Origin of the sequence: Erwinia sp. CGal63 (assembly GCF_037026505.1) — a bacterium.
Taxonomy (GTDB): domain Bacteria; phylum Pseudomonadota; class Gammaproteobacteria; order Enterobacterales; family Enterobacteriaceae; genus Erwinia.
This window is the reverse complement of sequence record NZ_JAKUMN010000002.1, coordinates 430,095-445,532: the sequence shown is the minus strand read 5'-3', so window position 1 is coordinate 445,532 and position 15,438 is coordinate 430,095. Positions and strand designations below refer to the sequence as shown.

15 protein-coding genes are annotated in these 15,438 nt (G+C 55.8%); 4 read left to right on the top strand and 11 right to left on the bottom strand.

What is annotated here, in order from left to right; genetic code table 11:
- Positions 1-96 precede the first annotated feature (96 nt).
- The 9 genes from MKZ79_RS10735 to rppH all read right to left on the bottom strand — a co-directional run bounded on the left by MKZ79_RS10735 (position 97) and on the right by rppH (position 7,798).
- The gene (locus tag MKZ79_RS10735; protein ID WP_336141943.1) at positions 97-846 is read right to left on the bottom strand and encodes an oligogalacturonate-specific porin KdgM family protein; all 750 of its coding nucleotides are present in this window, start codon (positions 844-846) and stop codon (positions 97-99) included.
- Between the two features lie 403 nt (positions 847-1,249).
- Positions 1,250-1,588, bottom strand: a complete 339-nt coding sequence (locus MKZ79_RS10730) for a prepilin-type N-terminal cleavage/methylation domain-containing protein (RefSeq protein ID WP_336141942.1) — start codon at positions 1,586-1,588, stop codon at positions 1,250-1,252.
- Entirely contained in the window at positions 1,572-1,997 is a 426-nt protein-coding gene (locus MKZ79_RS10725; RefSeq protein ID WP_336141941.1) for a DUF2509 family protein, read from the bottom strand. The genes MKZ79_RS10730 and MKZ79_RS10725 overlap by 17 nt, the downstream gene beginning before the upstream one ends.
- Positions 1,994-2,536 carry a prepilin peptidase-dependent protein gene (locus MKZ79_RS10720; RefSeq protein ID WP_336142196.1) on the bottom strand — a complete coding sequence of 181 codons (543 nt, stop codon included), beginning with the start codon at positions 2,534-2,536 and terminating at the stop codon, positions 1,994-1,996. Before MKZ79_RS10720 ends, MKZ79_RS10725 begins: the two co-directional genes overlap by 4 nt.
- Positions 2,527-2,976: a prepilin-type N-terminal cleavage/methylation domain-containing protein gene (locus MKZ79_RS10715; RefSeq protein ID WP_336141937.1), complete on the bottom strand. Its 450-nt coding sequence runs from the start codon at positions 2,974-2,976 to the stop codon at positions 2,527-2,529. The genes MKZ79_RS10720 and MKZ79_RS10715 overlap by 10 nt, the downstream gene beginning before the upstream one ends.
- A 226-nt stretch (positions 2,977-3,202) precedes the next feature.
- Positions 3,203-3,997: a thymidylate synthase gene (gene thyA, locus MKZ79_RS10710; RefSeq protein WP_336141932.1), complete on the bottom strand. Its 795-nt coding sequence runs from the start codon at positions 3,995-3,997 to the stop codon at positions 3,203-3,205.
- Complete coding sequence (gene lgt, locus MKZ79_RS10705; protein WP_336141929.1) at positions 3,994-4,875, bottom strand: prolipoprotein diacylglyceryl transferase; 882 nt, start codon at positions 4,873-4,875, stop codon at positions 3,994-3,996. Before lgt ends, thyA begins: the two co-directional genes overlap by 4 nt.
- Before the next feature lie 139 nt (positions 4,876-5,014).
- Complete coding sequence (ptsP, locus tag MKZ79_RS10700) at positions 5,015-7,261, bottom strand: phosphoenolpyruvate--protein phosphotransferase (protein ID WP_336141928.1); 2,247 nt, start codon at positions 7,259-7,261, stop codon at positions 5,015-5,017.
- Positions 7,262-7,273: 12 nt separating this feature from the next.
- Positions 7,274-7,798 (bottom strand): RNA pyrophosphohydrolase, encoded by a 525-nt coding sequence (rppH, locus tag MKZ79_RS10695; protein WP_336141924.1) that lies wholly within the window; start codon positions 7,796-7,798, stop codon positions 7,274-7,276.
- 686 nt (positions 7,799-8,484) lie between these two features.
- Between rppH and mutH the strand changes: the two genes are divergently transcribed.
- The 4 genes from mutH (at position 8,485) to MKZ79_RS10675 (ending at position 11,537) form a co-directional block, all read left to right on the top strand.
- Complete coding sequence (mutH, locus tag MKZ79_RS10690; protein WP_336141921.1) at positions 8,485-9,171, top strand: DNA mismatch repair endonuclease MutH; 687 nt, start codon at positions 8,485-8,487, stop codon at positions 9,169-9,171.
- Positions 9,172-9,240: 69 nt separating this feature from the next.
- Positions 9,241-9,951 carry a TerC family protein gene (locus MKZ79_RS10685; protein WP_336141920.1) on the top strand — a complete coding sequence of 237 codons (711 nt, stop codon included), beginning with the start codon at positions 9,241-9,243 and terminating at the stop codon, positions 9,949-9,951.
- A gap of 163 nt (positions 9,952-10,114) precedes the next feature.
- Complete coding sequence (locus MKZ79_RS10680) at positions 10,115-10,330, top strand: YgdI/YgdR family lipoprotein (RefSeq protein WP_336141917.1); 216 nt, start codon at positions 10,115-10,117, stop codon at positions 10,328-10,330.
- 166 nt (positions 10,331-10,496) lie between these two features.
- Complete coding sequence (locus MKZ79_RS10675) at positions 10,497-11,537, top strand: NADP(H)-dependent aldo-keto reductase (protein ID WP_336141916.1); 1,041 nt, start codon at positions 10,497-10,499, stop codon at positions 11,535-11,537.
- An 82-nt stretch (positions 11,538-11,619) separates the two neighbouring features.
- Here the strand turns inward: MKZ79_RS10675 and lplT are convergent, their stop codons facing one another.
- On the bottom strand, positions 11,620-12,834 hold the full coding sequence (gene lplT / locus MKZ79_RS10670) for a lysophospholipid transporter LplT (protein WP_336141914.1): 1,215 nt from the start codon (positions 12,832-12,834) through the stop codon (positions 11,620-11,622).
- Positions 12,827-14,992, bottom strand: a complete 2,166-nt coding sequence (gene aas / locus MKZ79_RS10665) for a bifunctional acyl-ACP--phospholipid O-acyltransferase/long-chain-fatty-acid--ACP ligase (RefSeq protein WP_336141913.1) — start codon at positions 14,990-14,992, stop codon at positions 12,827-12,829. Before aas ends, lplT begins: the two co-directional genes overlap by 8 nt.
- Positions 14,993-15,438: the final 446 nt, after the last annotated feature.

The following is a 15,438-nucleotide window of genomic DNA, read 5'->3' as shown; positions in this document are numbered from 1 at the left end:
CTCCTGAAACGGTGATGCGCTCTGCGTGCACACTCTACCCCGTCCGGAGGCCGTTGCAAATGCGGCTGTCAGACCGTTTACCCTTTATGTAGCCGATTATTTAAAAGTGTAGGCGACGCCTAACCTCAGGCGAAGCTGGCGCTCGCTGGTATAAGCGCTGCGACCGATATCAGCAAAGGTGACGTACGGACGCCATTCTCTGTTGGCGCCAAGCGTATAGTCAAACTGCAGCTCCTGTTCGTAATTATGTTTTTTGTTAGCGAACAAGATATCGTCGCCATGCATATAAATATATTTATAGGTGGTGGTTAAATCATTCCAGCGATAGCGCAGATAGGCATCGAAACGATTAACGGTTCTGTGTTTATCCAGGCTGCAGTTGCTGTGACCGGCTTCGTTACACTGACTGTCGTGCGCGTAGTCGCTCAATTCCAGCCTGTACATACCGCCTACAGCCCAACTGTCGTTAATTTTATACCAGGGCACAACGCCAAATTTCCACTCTGTTCTGACGGAACTAAACTCTGGCTGAATAAAAGGTGTAAAACTCCAGTCGCCATAGTAGACGTTTTTCAACAGCGTCATTTCAACCACGTTCAATACAATATCGTTGTAATATTTATCTTTAGGATCCGGGCCGCCCGTTTTAAATTTTGTTTCGACATTAAAAGCGTAGTCGTAAGGAAGGTTCGCGCCCAGCGCCAGCTTGTCATAATGGGTACGATCCCGCAGTCGATAGCCGTGTCGATAATCTACCGTGACATCCTTAACGGCATCGGCATAGACAGAAGGAAGACACGCTGCTGCCAGCGAGAGAGAAAGTAAAAGTTTGGTTGCTATTTTCATTTTATCTCATCCATGAAAGTTTATTAAAAGTTCCTGTAACCTGTTCCGTTTATTCCAATTTTCCGAATCAGAGACTTCCACTTTTTTATAAGGTGATAGCTACCTCCTGTAACGTTACCCGCAGACCAGAGACTGGATAAAATTTAAAGCTGACAAAATTTACACCAGCACAATAAAGCAAAACATTTCATGACAGTGGAAATTAATGGATGCGCAGAAGGTAAACCTTCGCTATTTTGCCAGCCTCTTTTTTTTATGGCAGCCAAAAAAAGATTTCTGGCTGTTAGCTCTCATAAAAAATAATCGGTTGGCCAAATATTCTCTTTTGCGGAATGGGCCAGTGAGCACGGCTACACCTCTGGCTCTGTGCAACGGCGCGCGACCGTACCAAAAGTGGCGACATTTATTCCGCTGTTTCCGCCTGCTGCGTCCGCTCCTCGCTTTTACAATGCAGCTGCGACAGCGCCGCTCTGGCGCCAACAGGGCTGACAACGCTGGCGGTCAACAGCGCGCAGCCGCCCGCTTCGCTTTGCTGCTCCAGCGATGTCCGCCAGCCCGGCGCCTGATAGCCTTCAAAACGCTGCCGCGCCAGCCTGAAGGCCTCGCGCTGCTGCAGCTGCAGCTGAAAGCTTCTGCCCAGCGCCAGCTGGTACTGTACCAGCGCCAGCGAGCTGATACTGAACAGCAGTAGCGCCACCAGCGTTTCCGGCAGGCTGAAGCCTCCGTCAGCTGTCCGGCACACACTCTTCTTCTTTCGCCAGCGGACAAAAATCCAGCCAGCCGTGCGGCTGTGGCCGTAAACTGCCGTTCTGCTCATCGCGCGTCACCCATTGATAAAAAGCTACGGTGTCGCTGCCGCTGTCGCCGCGCAGCAGCGCCTCATCCTGGCTTATGGTTTTTAAACAGGCCCGCCACTCACCGTGATCCTGCGCCGTCCGGCACTGCCACAGGTTAGCCGCCGTCCATGTTTCCGTTCTACCCCACGCCAGCCCGGAAGCGGCCAGACTCGCCTGGCGCAGCCAGAGCCGCTCGTCCGCCACCAGGCTCAATGACGCGTCCAGCTGCTGGCGCGTGGCGTTGAGCAGCGCGGCCGACATCAGCAGCAGCAGGATGACCATCAGCAGCGCGCCGTTTCCCTGCTGCGTCTTCACAGGTTTTCCGCCGTCACCCAGCGTTCAAGGGTCACCGGCAGCTGGGGAAAACGTCGGGCATAGCCGCTGAGCCGCAGGCGTACCTGCCGATCCTGCTTCAGGATGCGGAAATCGTCGATCTTCAGGCTGGCCGGATCGTTCATCTTCTCCCATCCTCCGCCGTCGCAGTTCTCCACGCCGCGCTGCCCTTCCAGATTGCCGTCGCGCAGCCGGTAGCCGTAATAGTCGCTGTTTTCACTGCCTGGCCCTTCCCATTTGCCGTTGCTGTTTTCATCCCAGCGCACCAGCAGGCACTCCTCTGCGATTTTCAGCCCTTGTCCCTGACAGGCGCCATGACAGTAACCGGCGCGCCGCACGCTTTTCTCCAGCGTGCCCATCATCAGCTGCAGTTCCTCCTGCAGTTGAAAAGTCAGCAGAATACGCAGATTGTTGGACTGCAGCAGCGGCAGAAATCTTGCGGCGCCCAGCATCAGCACGCCGCTAATCGCCAGCGCAACCAGCATTTCCGGCAGCGTAAAGCCCGCGCGCGTCACAGGCAGCTCTCCTGACAGATACGCACTCTGGCCCGCGAAGACAAAATAATATGCCGTTCGCCCGCTTCCCCGACGATCACGATGCGGCCCGGTTTGGCGACGTTACGGCGACCATAGAACCCCATGCCTTCCGTTAGCGAAACCAGTTTAATTTCCGGCCAGGGCGCAATCAGCGTTCTGCGCTGGCGTCCACGACAGGGCGGCTCAGTCGGCGTACCGCCCAGACACCAGACAGCGCCACCGGTTTTCCACAGCAATGCCTGCCGGTTATGCCAGTTTGCTTCACCGCGTAGCCGCAGTAAAAAATGCTGGATCTGCCGCGCGCTGGCGTTCAGCCGCTGGGTTTGCTGCCACTGTCGCCAGCCTTCGACGGCGCCGACCGTCAGCAGGCTGGCGATGGTCATCACCACGATCAGCTCTATCAGGGTAAAACCTTTTCTGTTCATGCCGTCTATTGTGCCGCTGACGACAAAGGGCGCCAGCGCTAAAAAAGCAGGATGCGAGTCGCTTTCCAAAGAATGACGCGCTGAAATGTTTACGGAAATTATTCTGCGTACAGGCTCGCAAAAATGGCTTTTTGCCAGTGAGCTGAGAGGAAGGGATTGCGCGAGAGGATAGTGCTGAAGCGGATTGCAGATAAAAAAGGGAGCGAAAATTCGCTCCCTTTTTCTGTCAGATAGCGACCGGCGCTTTAATGGCCGGATGCGGATCGTAACCTTCGATTTCAAAATCCTCGAAGCGATAGTCGAACAGCGAAGCTGGCTTGCGTTTTATCACCAGTTTCGGCATCGCGCGCGGCTCGCGGGTCAGCTGCAGCCTGGTTTGCTCCAGATGGTTGCTGTACAGATGCGTATCGCCGCCCGTCCAGACAAAATCGCCAGGTTCCAGATCGCACTGCTGCGCCACCATATGCACCAGCAGCGCATAGCTGGCGATATTAAACGGCAGGCCGAGAAAAACATCGCAGGAGCGCTGATAAAGCTGGCAGGAGAGCTTGCCGTCCGCCACATAGAACTGGAAGAAAGCGTGGCAAGGCGCCAGCGCCATCTGATCAAGCTCGCCCACGTTCCACGCGGAAACAATAATGCGCCGCGAATCCGGATCGCTTTTCAGCTGCTGCATGACTTTCGCCAGCTGGTCGATCTGCTGGCCGTCCGGCGCGCCCCAGCTACGCCACTGTTTGCCGTAAACCGGGCCGAGATCGCCGTTTTCGTCGGCCCATTCGTCCCAAATCGTGACTTTGTTTTCTTTCAGATAAGCGATATTGGTGTCGCCGTTCAGAAACCACAGCAGCTCATGAATAATGGAGCGCAAATGGCACTTCTTGGTGGTAACCAGCGGAAAACCTTCCTGCAGATTGAAACGCATCTGATGACCAAAAATCGACAGCGTACCGGTGCCGGTACGATCGTTTTTCGGCGTGCCTTCGCTGAGCACTTTCTGCATTAATTCCAGATACTGTTTCATTTTTCCTCACGTACGTGTTGCACAGCACGGCGGCGGTAAGCCCAAATCATCATGATCGCGCCGGCGATAATCATCGGCGTCGAAAGGATTTGTCCCATGCTGATAAAATTGTCGAACAGGCCCAGCTGGGCGTCCGGCTGACGAAAATACTCCACGATAAAGCGGAAGGTGCCATAGCCAATCAGGAACAGGCCTGAAACCGCGCCCATCGGACGGTTTTTACGGATAAAGATATTCAGGATGATAAACAGCACCACGCCTTCCAGCAGCAGCTCATAAAGCTGGGAAGGATGACGCGGCAGCACGCCGTAAGTCGCCAGCAGCGATTGCCATTCAGGATGGGTAGCGGCCAGCGCTACGTCTTCGCCGCGCGAGCCGGGGAACAGCATCGCCCACGGCAGATCCGGCGCCACACGGCCCCAAAGCTCGCCGTTGATAAAGTTGCCCAGGCGACCTGCGCCCAGCCCAAAAGGGATCAGCGGCGCGATAAAATCCGACACCTGGAAAAAATTGCGTTTGGTGCGGCGAGCGAACCACAGCATCACGCAGATCACGCCAATCAGGCCGCCGTGGAACGACATGCCGCCATCCCAGACTTTAAACAGGTAGAGCGGGTTATCAAGGAACAGCGGCAAATTGTAGAAGAATACATAGCCGATGCGGCCGCCAAGAAACACGCCGAGGAAGCCCGCATAAAGCAGGTTTTCGACCTCTTCTTTTTTCCAGCCGCTGCCTGGCTGATTGGCGCGACGCACCGCGAGCCACATCGCAAAAACAAAACCGACCAGATACATCAGGCCGTACCAGTGCAGGGCGATTGGCCCAACGGAGAAAATTACCGGATCGAATTGAGGGAAAGCCAGATAGCCGTTAGTCATCTTTCACCATTGTTAATAGTCCCTGATTTCAGGTGACGGAATGATAAACCAGCGCGCGTGCGGCGCGGCACAGAGGCGCGCATCATAGCACAGGCCGCGCTGAGGCGGCCCGTTGCAACTGTAAACATTGATAAGCTGGCTAGCGGCCGCCGCGGATCAGCCCGCCCAGCCCGCGCCTTTCCATAAAGGCGGCGACCAGATGGCGCACTTCACCGGCCTGCTCTGCCTGTAGCCCCGCTTCCGCCAGCTTCTGCGCCTCTTCGTAATCGATATGATGCAGCAGGTATTTTACCCTGGCGACGTTGCGGCCGTTCATGCTCAGATGATGATAGCCCAGCCCTACCAGCAGGGCGACGCAGCTGGAATCGCCCGCCATCTCGCCACACAGGCAGAGTTCGATATTCGCTCGCTTCGCCTCTTCCGCAATGGCTTTCAGCGCGCGTAGCATCGCAGGATGCAGACTGTCGTAAAGGTTGGCGACGCGCGTATTGTTGCGATCGACCGCCAGCAGATACTGGGTCAGATCGTTGGTACCGACCGAGATAAAATCGACCCGCTTCGCCAGATGCCCGATCAGGAAGATCATGGAAGGCACTTCGATCATCACGCCGACGCGCGGTCGCGGAATCGGATAGCCCAGCATCTCTTCCACTTCTTTACCGGCGCGTTCAATCAGCCTGAGCGCCTCGTCGATTTCATCAATACTGGTGATCATCGGCAGCAGGATACTGAGATTGTCGCTGGCGACGTTGGCGCGCAGCATGGCGCGCACCTGAACCAGGAAGATCTCTGGCTGATCGAGCGTCAGGCGAATGCCGCGCCAGCCCAGGCAAGGGTTTTCCTCGCTGATCGGCATATAGGGCAGCTGTTTATCGGCGCCGACATCCAGCGTACGCAGCGTGACCGGCTTTTCCAGAAAGAGCTGCAGCATGCCCTGATACTGCGCGACCTGCTCCTCTTCCGAAGGAAAACCGTTCTGCAACATAAAAGGAATTTCCGTGCGGTAAAGCCCGACGCCGTCCACACGGCTGCCCTGCGCCTGCTCATGCTCCGCGCTTAGTCCGGCATTGAGCATGACCTTTATCGGCTCGCCGGACTTCAGCGCCGCCGGACGCTCCACCACGTCTTCCGCCAGCTTGCTCAGCTCGTTTTCTTCGCTGATCAGCCGCTGATATTCCTGCACCAGGACGGGTTCCGGATCGACCAGCAGCTCGCCGCGATAGCCATCCACAATCAGCAGCCTGCCGTTGAGCGCCTCGGGCTGGATATCCGCGCCCATCACCGTCGGGATGCCCATCGCGCGCACCATGATCGCCGCGTGTGAGTTGGCCGCGCCGTCTCTGACCACCACGCCCGCCAGACGATCGTGCGGCAGCTCGGCCAGCGTCGTCGCCGTCAGTTCGTCAGCCACCAGCACAAAACGTTCAGGCCAGGTGTTGGTACCCTGCATGGTGTCGTCAAGATGAAAGAGCAGCCGCTGTCCAAGCGCTCGCAGATCGCCTGCCCTTTCGCGCAGATAGCTGTCCTGCAGGCTGGCAAACTGCGCGGCGAATTTTTCGATGACTTTTTTAACCGCCCATTCCGCCACCGAACCGCTGTCGATCTCCGCGTAGAGATCTTTTTTCAGCCGATTATCGCTGAGAAGATGCGAATAGAGATCGAAGATAGCGGCGCTTTCTTTATGCACGCTGGAGGTGAAACGTTTGCTGTAGCGACGAAACTCGCCGGACGCCTCATCCATCGCCAGCGACAGCCTTTCGCGCTCGCGCACCGCATCCAGCGTCGAAGCCGCCGAAACGGTATCCAGCGAAGGCTGATTGCTTTCCACCCAGCCTGCCGCCACCGCCACGCCCGGCGCGGCGGCCAGCGCGCGAACGCGGGTTTGTCGATACTGGCCGAACAGCGCGTTAAGCTGCGACTGCGAAAGAATGGTGGCCATTTGGGTGGCCAGCGTCACCAGGAAGGATTCTTCGCTTTCGTCAAACTGACGATGTTCACGCTGTTGCACCACCAGCACGCCCAGCAGCTGGCGACGGCTGATTACCGGCACGCCGAGGAAAGAGCGAAAGCGCTCTTCTTTTACGGAAGGAATATATTTAAAGCTGGGATGGCTCTGCGCGTCCGCGAGGTTGATAGGTTCAGCCAGGCGCCCGACCAGCCCGACGATGCCTTCGTCGAAGGCCAGCGCGACGGTGCGGCCGCGCGGTTTTTTCAGACCGCGCGTCGCCATCAGGTAATAGCAGCGCCGATCGTGGTCGGCCAGATAGACCGAACAGACTTCGGTGTCCATCGCCAGACAGATTTCGCTGACCAGAATATCGAGCGCCTCGGTCAGCCGAGGCGCTCCTGCTACTTTCTCCACTATCTCGCGCAGCTGTGTAAGCATAATCTGAGCGGCTTACCCTCTCTTCCGTCGATAAGGCGTATTTCGCGGTACGGCATTCTCCTGCTGCGGCATCACTACGCCAGCGAATTCTTTCATCACCCGACGATAGACGTCGCGTTTGAAAGAAACCACCTGGCGCACCGGATACCAAAAGCTGACCCAGCGCCAGCCGTCGAACTCCGGCGTGCTGCTGGTTTGCATGTTGATATCCGCGTCATTGCACAAAAGTTGCAGAAGAAACCACTTCTGTTTCTGGCCGATACAAACCGGCTTTGTGTCCCAACGCACCAAACGTTTTGGCAACTTATAGCGTAACCAGTTTCGGGTAGAGGCAAGGATGCGCACATCTTTACGATGCAAACCGACTTCCTCAAAGAGTTCTCGATACATCGCCTGTTCTGCCGTTTCGCCAGGATTGATGCCTCCCTGAGGAAACTGCCAGGAGTGCTGGCCATACCTTCTGGCCCACAACACTTGTCCCTGCCTGTTACAAATTACGATACCAACATTCGGGCGGTAGCCATCATCATCGATCACTGGACTACCTCAAACTAAAACCTGGATAGCCTGATTGTTTCATACTCCTTACAGGCGGTAAACCACTGCTTTTGGGCCGCCGTGAGCGGCAAACGCGGGATAACTTGCGTAAATTCACGAAGTTATAAACAGAAAGCGCCGCTTTTGCCCGATCTTATTCACCTTTTCTGTGGATATCTTTGTGCAGAACTCTCTTAACCTTTGGGGAAAACTTTCGATCGGGATCGCATAAGCGCGGCAAGCCATATACTTAACTCATTATATTAGCTGGGTTTTATACGTTTAACCTGTCATTAATTCCACCTTCCGCCCTGTTGTTATGTTGCGCAGGCTGGCAAGTGGCGAAAGATCGAACACCGACTTTTTTATCCACAGGATGTGCCGTTATCCTAAGCAAAAAATGGTGAAAAAGGGACAAAAGCGCGGCGTCAAGCCTGTAAATGGAAACAGTATTATTGTAAAACCCAACTTATCCCATTTTTCTGTGGATAACTACGTGTAAGATCCTGTTCATTGTCGGTGCGCAGACGGGCATAACCTTTTTTTTCACTGGCATCAGCCAATGCGGCAAGGATAAAAAGATGCGATTTATCATGCTATTATTCCGCTCTTCCATGGTTATCAACTCGCGCTGTTAACCGCGCCGATAGGCTGTTCATTTTTTAATCAACCCTGGAGAGCCGACGATGGCAGACCTTTTTTCTCCGGTTCCGCCGCCGGAAAACGAAACCGTTTTACTTGAGCGTGCGCATCAGTTGGCAGGCTACACGCTGGGCGAACTGGCGCTACGCGCAGGGCTGGCTATTCCACGCGACCTGCGCCGTGATAAGGGTTGGGTGGGTATGTTGCTGGAGCGCTATCTGGGCGCCAGCGCAGGCAGCAAGCCCGAGCAGGATTTCGCCGAGATCGGCGTGGAGCTGAAAACCATTCCCGTCGATGCTCTGGGCCGTCCGCTGGAAACCACGTTTGTTTGCGTGGCGCCGCTAACCGGCAATAGCGGTCTGGTGTGGGAAACCAGCCACGTGCGCCATAAGCTGGCCAGAGTGCTGTGGATGCCGGTGGAAGGGGATCGCGCTATTCCGCTGGCCGAACGTCGCGTCGGCGCGCCGTTGCTCTGGAGCCCAAATCAGGAAGAGGAGTCGCTGCTGCGGCGCGACTGGGAAGAACTGATGGATATGATCGTGCTGGGCCAGGTGGAACGGATTACGGCTCGCCACGGCGAGGTACTGCAAATCCGCCCGAAAGCAGCCAACAGCAGAGCGCTGACGGAAGGCATCGGCGAAAACGGCCAGCCGGTGATGACTTTGCCAAGAGGCTTTTATCTGAAGAAAACCTTTACCGCACCACTGCTTGCCCGCCATTTTTTGCTGTAAAGCCTTAGCTCGGCGGCAGCCAGATGAGTATACTCTTCGTTTACCTTTCGTTTAGGATGCGACCTCTGTATGTTTGACTGGCTTGCCGATCCCAACGCCTGGCTGGCGCTGGGCACGTTGACGATTCTGGAAATCGTCCTGGGTATTGATAATATTATTTTCCTCTCTCTGGTAGTGGCTAAGCTCCCCAAACAGCAGCAAAACGCCGCGCGCCGCATAGGCCTGGCGGGCGCAATGCTGATGCGGCTCGGCCTGCTGGCTTCCATCGCGTGGGTGATCCGTCTGACCACGCCGCTGTTTACCTTAATGGATCACGCCTTCTCAGCCCGCGATCTTATTCTGCTGTTTGGCGGACTGTTTTTGCTATGGAAATCCAGCATGGAGATTCATGAAACCATCGAAGGCGGTGAAGAAACGCACAGCAGCAACGTGCACTCTTTTGTCGGCGCGATTGTGCAAATTATGCTGCTGGATATCATTTTTAGCCTGGATTCGGTGATTACCGCCGTCGGCCTGTCCGATCACCTGATTATTATGATGGCAGCAGTAGTTATCGCTGTCGGCGTGATGATGTTTGCTGCCCGCGCTATCGGCGAATTTGTCGAACGTCACCCTTCAGTAAAGATGCTGGCGCTGACTTTCCTTATTCTGGTGGGGTTCACGCTGATGCTGGAAAGCTTCAATATTCATGTGCCAAAAGGCTATATCTATTTCGCGATGTTTTTCTCTATGTCAGTGGAATGCCTTAACCTGCTGCGCAGCAGAAAGCATCACGCCTGATAAAAGCTGGCCGACGATATCGGCCAGTTTCTCCTGCCGCTTTTACGATCGAAGTCAATAGTTTGCCGTGCTGCACCTTTCTTTTCGGAGTTATGCGGTTAACGCTTTCCGTAAAATGCGCTAATACTGGGAGCAGGCAAATTCCAGGTAAAGGGAGCGAAGTATGAAGTTGATGTCAGGCGCGGCCGTATTGATGCTGGCCACGCTGCTGGGCGGCTGTAGCAGCGATTACGTGATGGCGACCAAAGAGGGCAAGATGATCATGACCCAGGGTAAACCGGAGATCGATCCCGACACCGGCCTGGTGAAATACAATGACCGCTCCGGTCACGAGCTGCAGATTAACGGCGATGAGGTTTCATCGATTGTCGAACGCTAAAACCGCCTGAGCCACCTGAGTTATCCGCCGGGTGGCTTCCCACCGCACTTACCGATAAATCCGCTCTTCCCCCTGCTGCGCCCGGCGGTTATAGTCAAAAGCCGGATCTGGCGTCTGCTTCAGCGCGTCAGGCTGGTCTTTTAATAATGAAAAAGGAAGCCGGCAAATGCACTATCATCGTATCCCCCACAGCACGCTGGAGATCAGCAGCCTGGGTTTAGGCACCATGACGTTTGGCGAGCAGAACAGCGAAGCCGATGCTCATGCGCAGCTCGATCTGGCGATTCGCTCCGGCATTAACCTGATTGATACCGCAGAAATGTATCCGGTGCCGCCGCGCCCGGAGACCCAGGGTTTAACCGAAACTTATATCGGCAGCTGGCTGAAATCCCGCGGCAATCGCGAAAAAATCGTGCTGGCTTCCAAAGTTGCCGGGCCAGTACGCGGCGCGGACGCTTCCATCCGTCCGGGCCAGGCGTTGGACCGTAAAAATATTCGTCAGGCGCTGGATGCCAGCCTGAAACGCCTGAACACCGATTATCTGGATCTCTATCAGCTGCACTGGCCGCAGCGGCAGACTAACTATTTTGGCCGCCTGAACTATGAGTATGCGGAAGATACGTCCACGGTCACGCTGCTGGAGACGCTGGAAGCGCTAAACGAACAGGTTCGCGCGGGCAAAATCCGCTATATCGGCGTGTCGAACGAAACGCCCTGGGGCGTTATGCGCTATCTGCAGCTGGCGGAAAAACATGAGCTGCCACGCATCGTCTCTATCCAGAATCCCTATAGCCTGCTGAACCGCAGCTTTGAAGTCGGCCTGGCGGAGATTAGCCAGCATGAAGGCGTGGAGCTATTGGCCTACTCCTGCCTGGCTTTCGGTACGCTGAGCGGCAAATACCTGAACGGCGCGAAGCCCGCAGGCGCGCGCAATACGCTGTTCAGCCGCTTTACCCGCTACAGCGGCGAGCAGGCTCAGCTGGCGATTGCCGAATATGTCGCGCTGGCGAAAAAACATGGGCTTGATCCTTCACAAATGGCGCTGGCTTTTGTCCGTCAACAGCCTTTCGTCGCCAGCACGCTGCTGGGCGCAACCACGCTGGAGCAGCTACAGATTAATATCGACAGCTATAACCTGACGCTGGATGAAGAAGTGATGCAGGCGCTGGAAGCGATTCATCGCCGCTATACTTTCCCGGCGCCTTAATTGTTTGCTCTGCTAACGATCTGAAATTCAAAAAATAAAAAGGGCGGATTCATTCCGCCCTTTTTTCTGCGCCAGGGAAAGTTTACCCTGCGCGCTTTCCGCTACGCTTTTGCGCCAGCTGCCAGCCCCAGAGCACGGCAATCGCCAGCGCAAACAGCGCGCCGAAGCCTACGCCTGTTGCTACCGGTGGCGCGCCCAGCTTCACCGCCAGCGAATAGAGCCCCAGCATCAGCAGCATCGCGCCGTTTTCGCCCAGGTTCTGCACCGCGATAGCGTTGCCCGCGCCGACGCTCTCTTTGCCACGCATCTGCAGCAGCGCGTTCAGCGGCACCACAAAGAAGCCGCCCAGCATCCCAATGACGATCAGCAAACCGTAAGCGCCTGCGGCCGTATGCTGCAAGGCGAAGCAGACCACGGCTACACCAATCAGCACGCCCGCCGGCATACATCTGCCGACCGTTTTCAGGGTTACCAGTTTAGCCGCCGCGCCTGCGCCAAATACAATACCAATGGCGACCATCGCGTTCAGCAACGTGGGCGTTTTGTTGTCTGTTATCCCTAATGCGACCGGCACCCAAAGCACCAGCAGGAAACGCAGCGTCACGCCAGCGCCCCAGAACAGGCTGGTGCCCACCAGGGAAAAACGCGTTTCGCCGTCGCGCCACAGCTCGCGGCAGGCGCGGAAAAAGCTGCGTGACATATGTAGCGGATGCCAGCTTTGCCCCGCTCTCGCCGCCGCCAGTTTTGGGATCAGCACGTTGGCCGCAACGGCAAGTCCGTAAGCTAACACGCACGCGACAAGCGCGCCGGTAAGGTTCCAGTCGGCCAGCACGCCGCCGGCGATTGAGCCCAGCAAAATCGCCGCGATAGTGGATGACTCCATCAGACCATTGGCCTTGACCAGGGTTTCGCCTCCGGTGATTTCGCCCAGGATGCCGTATTTGGCAGGCGAATAGGCCGCCGCGCCGATCCCCACCAGCGCATAGCCGATAAAGGGATTAAAGCCGAAGCAGATAGTTAACGCGCCCAGCAGCTTGAGGCCGTTGGCGAACATCATTACGCGTCCTTTGGCGAAGCTGTCCGCCAGCTGACCGACAAAAGGCGCCAGAATGATATAGGTGGCGACAAAGACCATCTGTAACACCGGCTGGCTCCAGTCCGGGTAGACCTGCTGCTTAAGCACCGCCAGCGTAGCGAACAGCAGCGCATTATCGCCAAACGCCGATAAAAACTGCGCGGCGATGACCGCGAGCATAGCGCGCGAAAGCAGCTTTTCACCACCTGTTGAATTATGCATTTTCCGACTGTTTCTCCGGCTGTTCCGCCATGCTTTTCAGCGTTACGAAATCGGGTTTACCGCTGCCCAGCAGCGGCAGCTGCTTAAGAACGCGAATATCGCGCGGTACCGCCAGCTCCGGCGCGCCCAGCTCGCGCGCTGCCTGCTGCAGACGATCGCGGGTTAACTCGCCGTCAGTGGTAAAGAGTACCAGCGCCTCGCCACGATTGCCGTCCGGCTTGATTGATGCGGCATGCTGCTTATCCTCCGAGGCTTTCAGCGCTATCTGCTCTACCGTTTCCAGCGAAACCATCTCGCCGGCAATTTTGGCAAAGCGTTTCGCGCGCCCCTGGATCTGACAGAAACCGTGCTCGTCAAAGCTGACGATATCGCCGGTATCGTACCAGCCCGCTTCCATCTGCCCTTCGCCGTTATCCGCCTGCGGCGCTTCCAGCACGCCTGGCTTTTCGACTCTGAGGTAGCCTTTCATGATGTTAGGCCCGCGCAACTGCAGTAGCCCGCCCTGCTCAATGCCCGGTACGGAGATTAATCGGGAATCCATACCCGGCAGAATACGACCGACGGTATGATTTTTTGCCGCCATCGGCACGTTGATGGCGACCACGGGCGCGCACTCCGTTACGCCATAGCCTTCCAGAATACGAATGCCGAACTTATCCAGCCAGGTCTGACGCGTACCTTCCTGTAATTTTTCAGCGCCCGCCACCACATAGCGCAGCCGCGCAAAATCATACGGATTGGCAAAGCGCGCATAATTGCCCAAAAAGGTCGAAGTCCCGAACAGCACCGTACAGTTTCGGTCATATACCAGCTCGGGAACGATGCGGTAATGCAGCGGGCTGGGATAAAGGAAGACCTGTGCGCCAGTCATCAAAGGCGTAAACAGCCCGACCGTCAGGCCAAACGCGTGAAACAGCGGCAGCGCGGACATAAATTTGTCGCGCGGCGTAAAGTCGGCAACCGTGCGGATCTGCTCAACGTTCGCCAGCAGGCTTTTATGCGAATGCACCACGCCTTTGGGATTGCCTTCCGAACCGGACGTAAAGAGCACCATTGCCGCATCTTCCGGCTGCTGCTTTACCTCAGCAAGCCGCGGCAGCAGCAGATGCCCCAGGATCCAGAGCTTATCCTGAGTAGTAACGGTGTCTTTTAAATCTTCCAGGAAAACCCATTTTACCTGCGTAAGCTGTTCAGGCAGATGCCAGAGCTTGCCCTTGTCCAGAAACTGACGGGAAGTGAAAACCGTTTTCACCTCTGCCGCTTGCAGCGCGCTGCCGACGCCTTTAACGCCCGCAGTGTAGTTCAACATGGCGGGCACGCGACCACGCATGGAGGCGCCCAGAATCGCGGCGGCGGCAACCGTCGCGTTCGGTAACAGCAAGCCGATATATTCACCCGGCGCCGTGTAGCGTTCCAGGATTCGACCAACGCCCAGCGTTTTTTTCAACAATCCCGTGTAGCTGTCTGGCTGAAAATTGACGTCCTCAATGCAGGGTTTGAAGTAGCCATAGCGCATGCGGGCGGCCAGAAACGCCTGATAAAGCGTCTCGCGCGGACGCACCGCCATCCGCGCTTCCATCATAATATGATGCAGATGCTCGCCCGCCAGCTTACGGCGTTCCCGTGCGGTTTTCGCCTCAGGCATAGGGATAGAAGTGGCAGGCAGCACGGTCAGAGTGATACGCGGAAACAGGCGGCGTTTAAACACGCCAGCCAGACGACCAAACGGCGAAAACTCCGCGCCTTCAATACGTATCGGCACCACGGTAGCCTGCGATTTCGCCGCCACGAAACCGGCGCCGTCGTAGATTTTCATCAGCGATCCGGTAACGGTAATTCGCCCTTCGGGGAAAATCACTACGGGGCGACCCTGGCTCACTGTTTTTACCAGATGCTTGATTGAAAGCGGTTTAGTGGGATCGAGCGGCACAAAATCGACCAGCGAACGCACCCAGCGCATATACCACTGCTCGCTGACAGAGGAGTAAACCGCGAAAACCGGCTTTACGGGCAGAAAGAGCGCCAGCAGCATTCCGTCCAGAAAAGACATATGGTTAGGAACAATCAGCACTTTTTGTTGATGCAGCGGGGCGAGCTCACCATTCAGACGAGTGCGATAAAGTAGCCCAACCAGCCAGCGAAAAAACGAAAGCAACATGCCATCTCCTTAGCAAATAAATTTGCCTGTAACGATGCAGGATATGGCGGCGCAAGACAATGGCAGAGAGTGAAAATCAGGACGTGTTGGATCAATTTCTGCGCGGATTCTACAGCGTTGCAGAGAAAGATGCGGCCCGGCTCGATAAATGAGCATTTGCTGTCGCCAGGCAACCTCAGAAAGGCATTCGCTACTTCAGACGAAACAGAAGGAGGGTACATCCTTAAAAGAGATGATTACTGGAAATAAAATTATGAACACTTCATTAACTGAGAAATAAGCATTGGCGGATCGGCAATTTTAAATGAACTTGGGTCCACGTAGAAATTGGCATTCGATTAAAAGGAACGTGTTAAAACAGAAGGTAAAATCCCGCTGTATAAACGGGACTTCACTATAATGCAGAGATTCTTTTGAGAGCCTGACACTCTGTTATGCTGTAAAAA

Coding starts and splice junctions, on each gene's coding strand:
- ptsP (WP_336141928.1), bottom strand. CDS start 7,261: ATGCTTACACAGCTGCGCGAGATAGTGGAGAAAGTAGCAGGAGCGCCT.
- MKZ79_RS10680 (WP_336141917.1), top strand. CDS start 10,115: ATGAAGTTGATGTCAGGCGCGGCCGTATTGATGCTGGCCACGCTGCTG.
- MKZ79_RS10715 (WP_336141937.1), bottom strand. CDS start 2,976: ATGAACAGAAAAGGTTTTACCCTGATAGAGCTGATCGTGGTGATGACC.
- MKZ79_RS10735 (WP_336141943.1), bottom strand. CDS start 846: ATGAAAATAGCAACCAAACTTTTACTTTCTCTCTCGCTGGCAGCAGCG.
- lgt (WP_336141929.1), bottom strand. CDS start 4,875: ATGACTAACGGCTATCTGGCTTTCCCTCAATTCGATCCGGTAATTTTC.
- mutH (WP_336141921.1), top strand. CDS start 8,485: ATGGCAGACCTTTTTTCTCCGGTTCCGCCGCCGGAAAACGAAACCGTT.
- MKZ79_RS10685 (WP_336141920.1), top strand. CDS start 9,241: ATGTTTGACTGGCTTGCCGATCCCAACGCCTGGCTGGCGCTGGGCACG.
- lplT (WP_336141914.1), bottom strand. CDS start 12,834: ATGCATAATTCAACAGGTGGTGAAAAGCTGCTTTCGCGCGCTATGCTC.
- thyA (WP_336141932.1), bottom strand. CDS start 3,997: ATGAAACAGTATCTGGAATTAATGCAGAAAGTGCTCAGCGAAGGCACG.
- aas (WP_336141913.1), bottom strand. CDS start 14,992: ATGTTGCTTTCGTTTTTTCGCTGGCTGGTTGGGCTACTTTATCGCACT.
- MKZ79_RS10675 (WP_336141916.1), top strand. CDS start 10,497: ATGCACTATCATCGTATCCCCCACAGCACGCTGGAGATCAGCAGCCTG.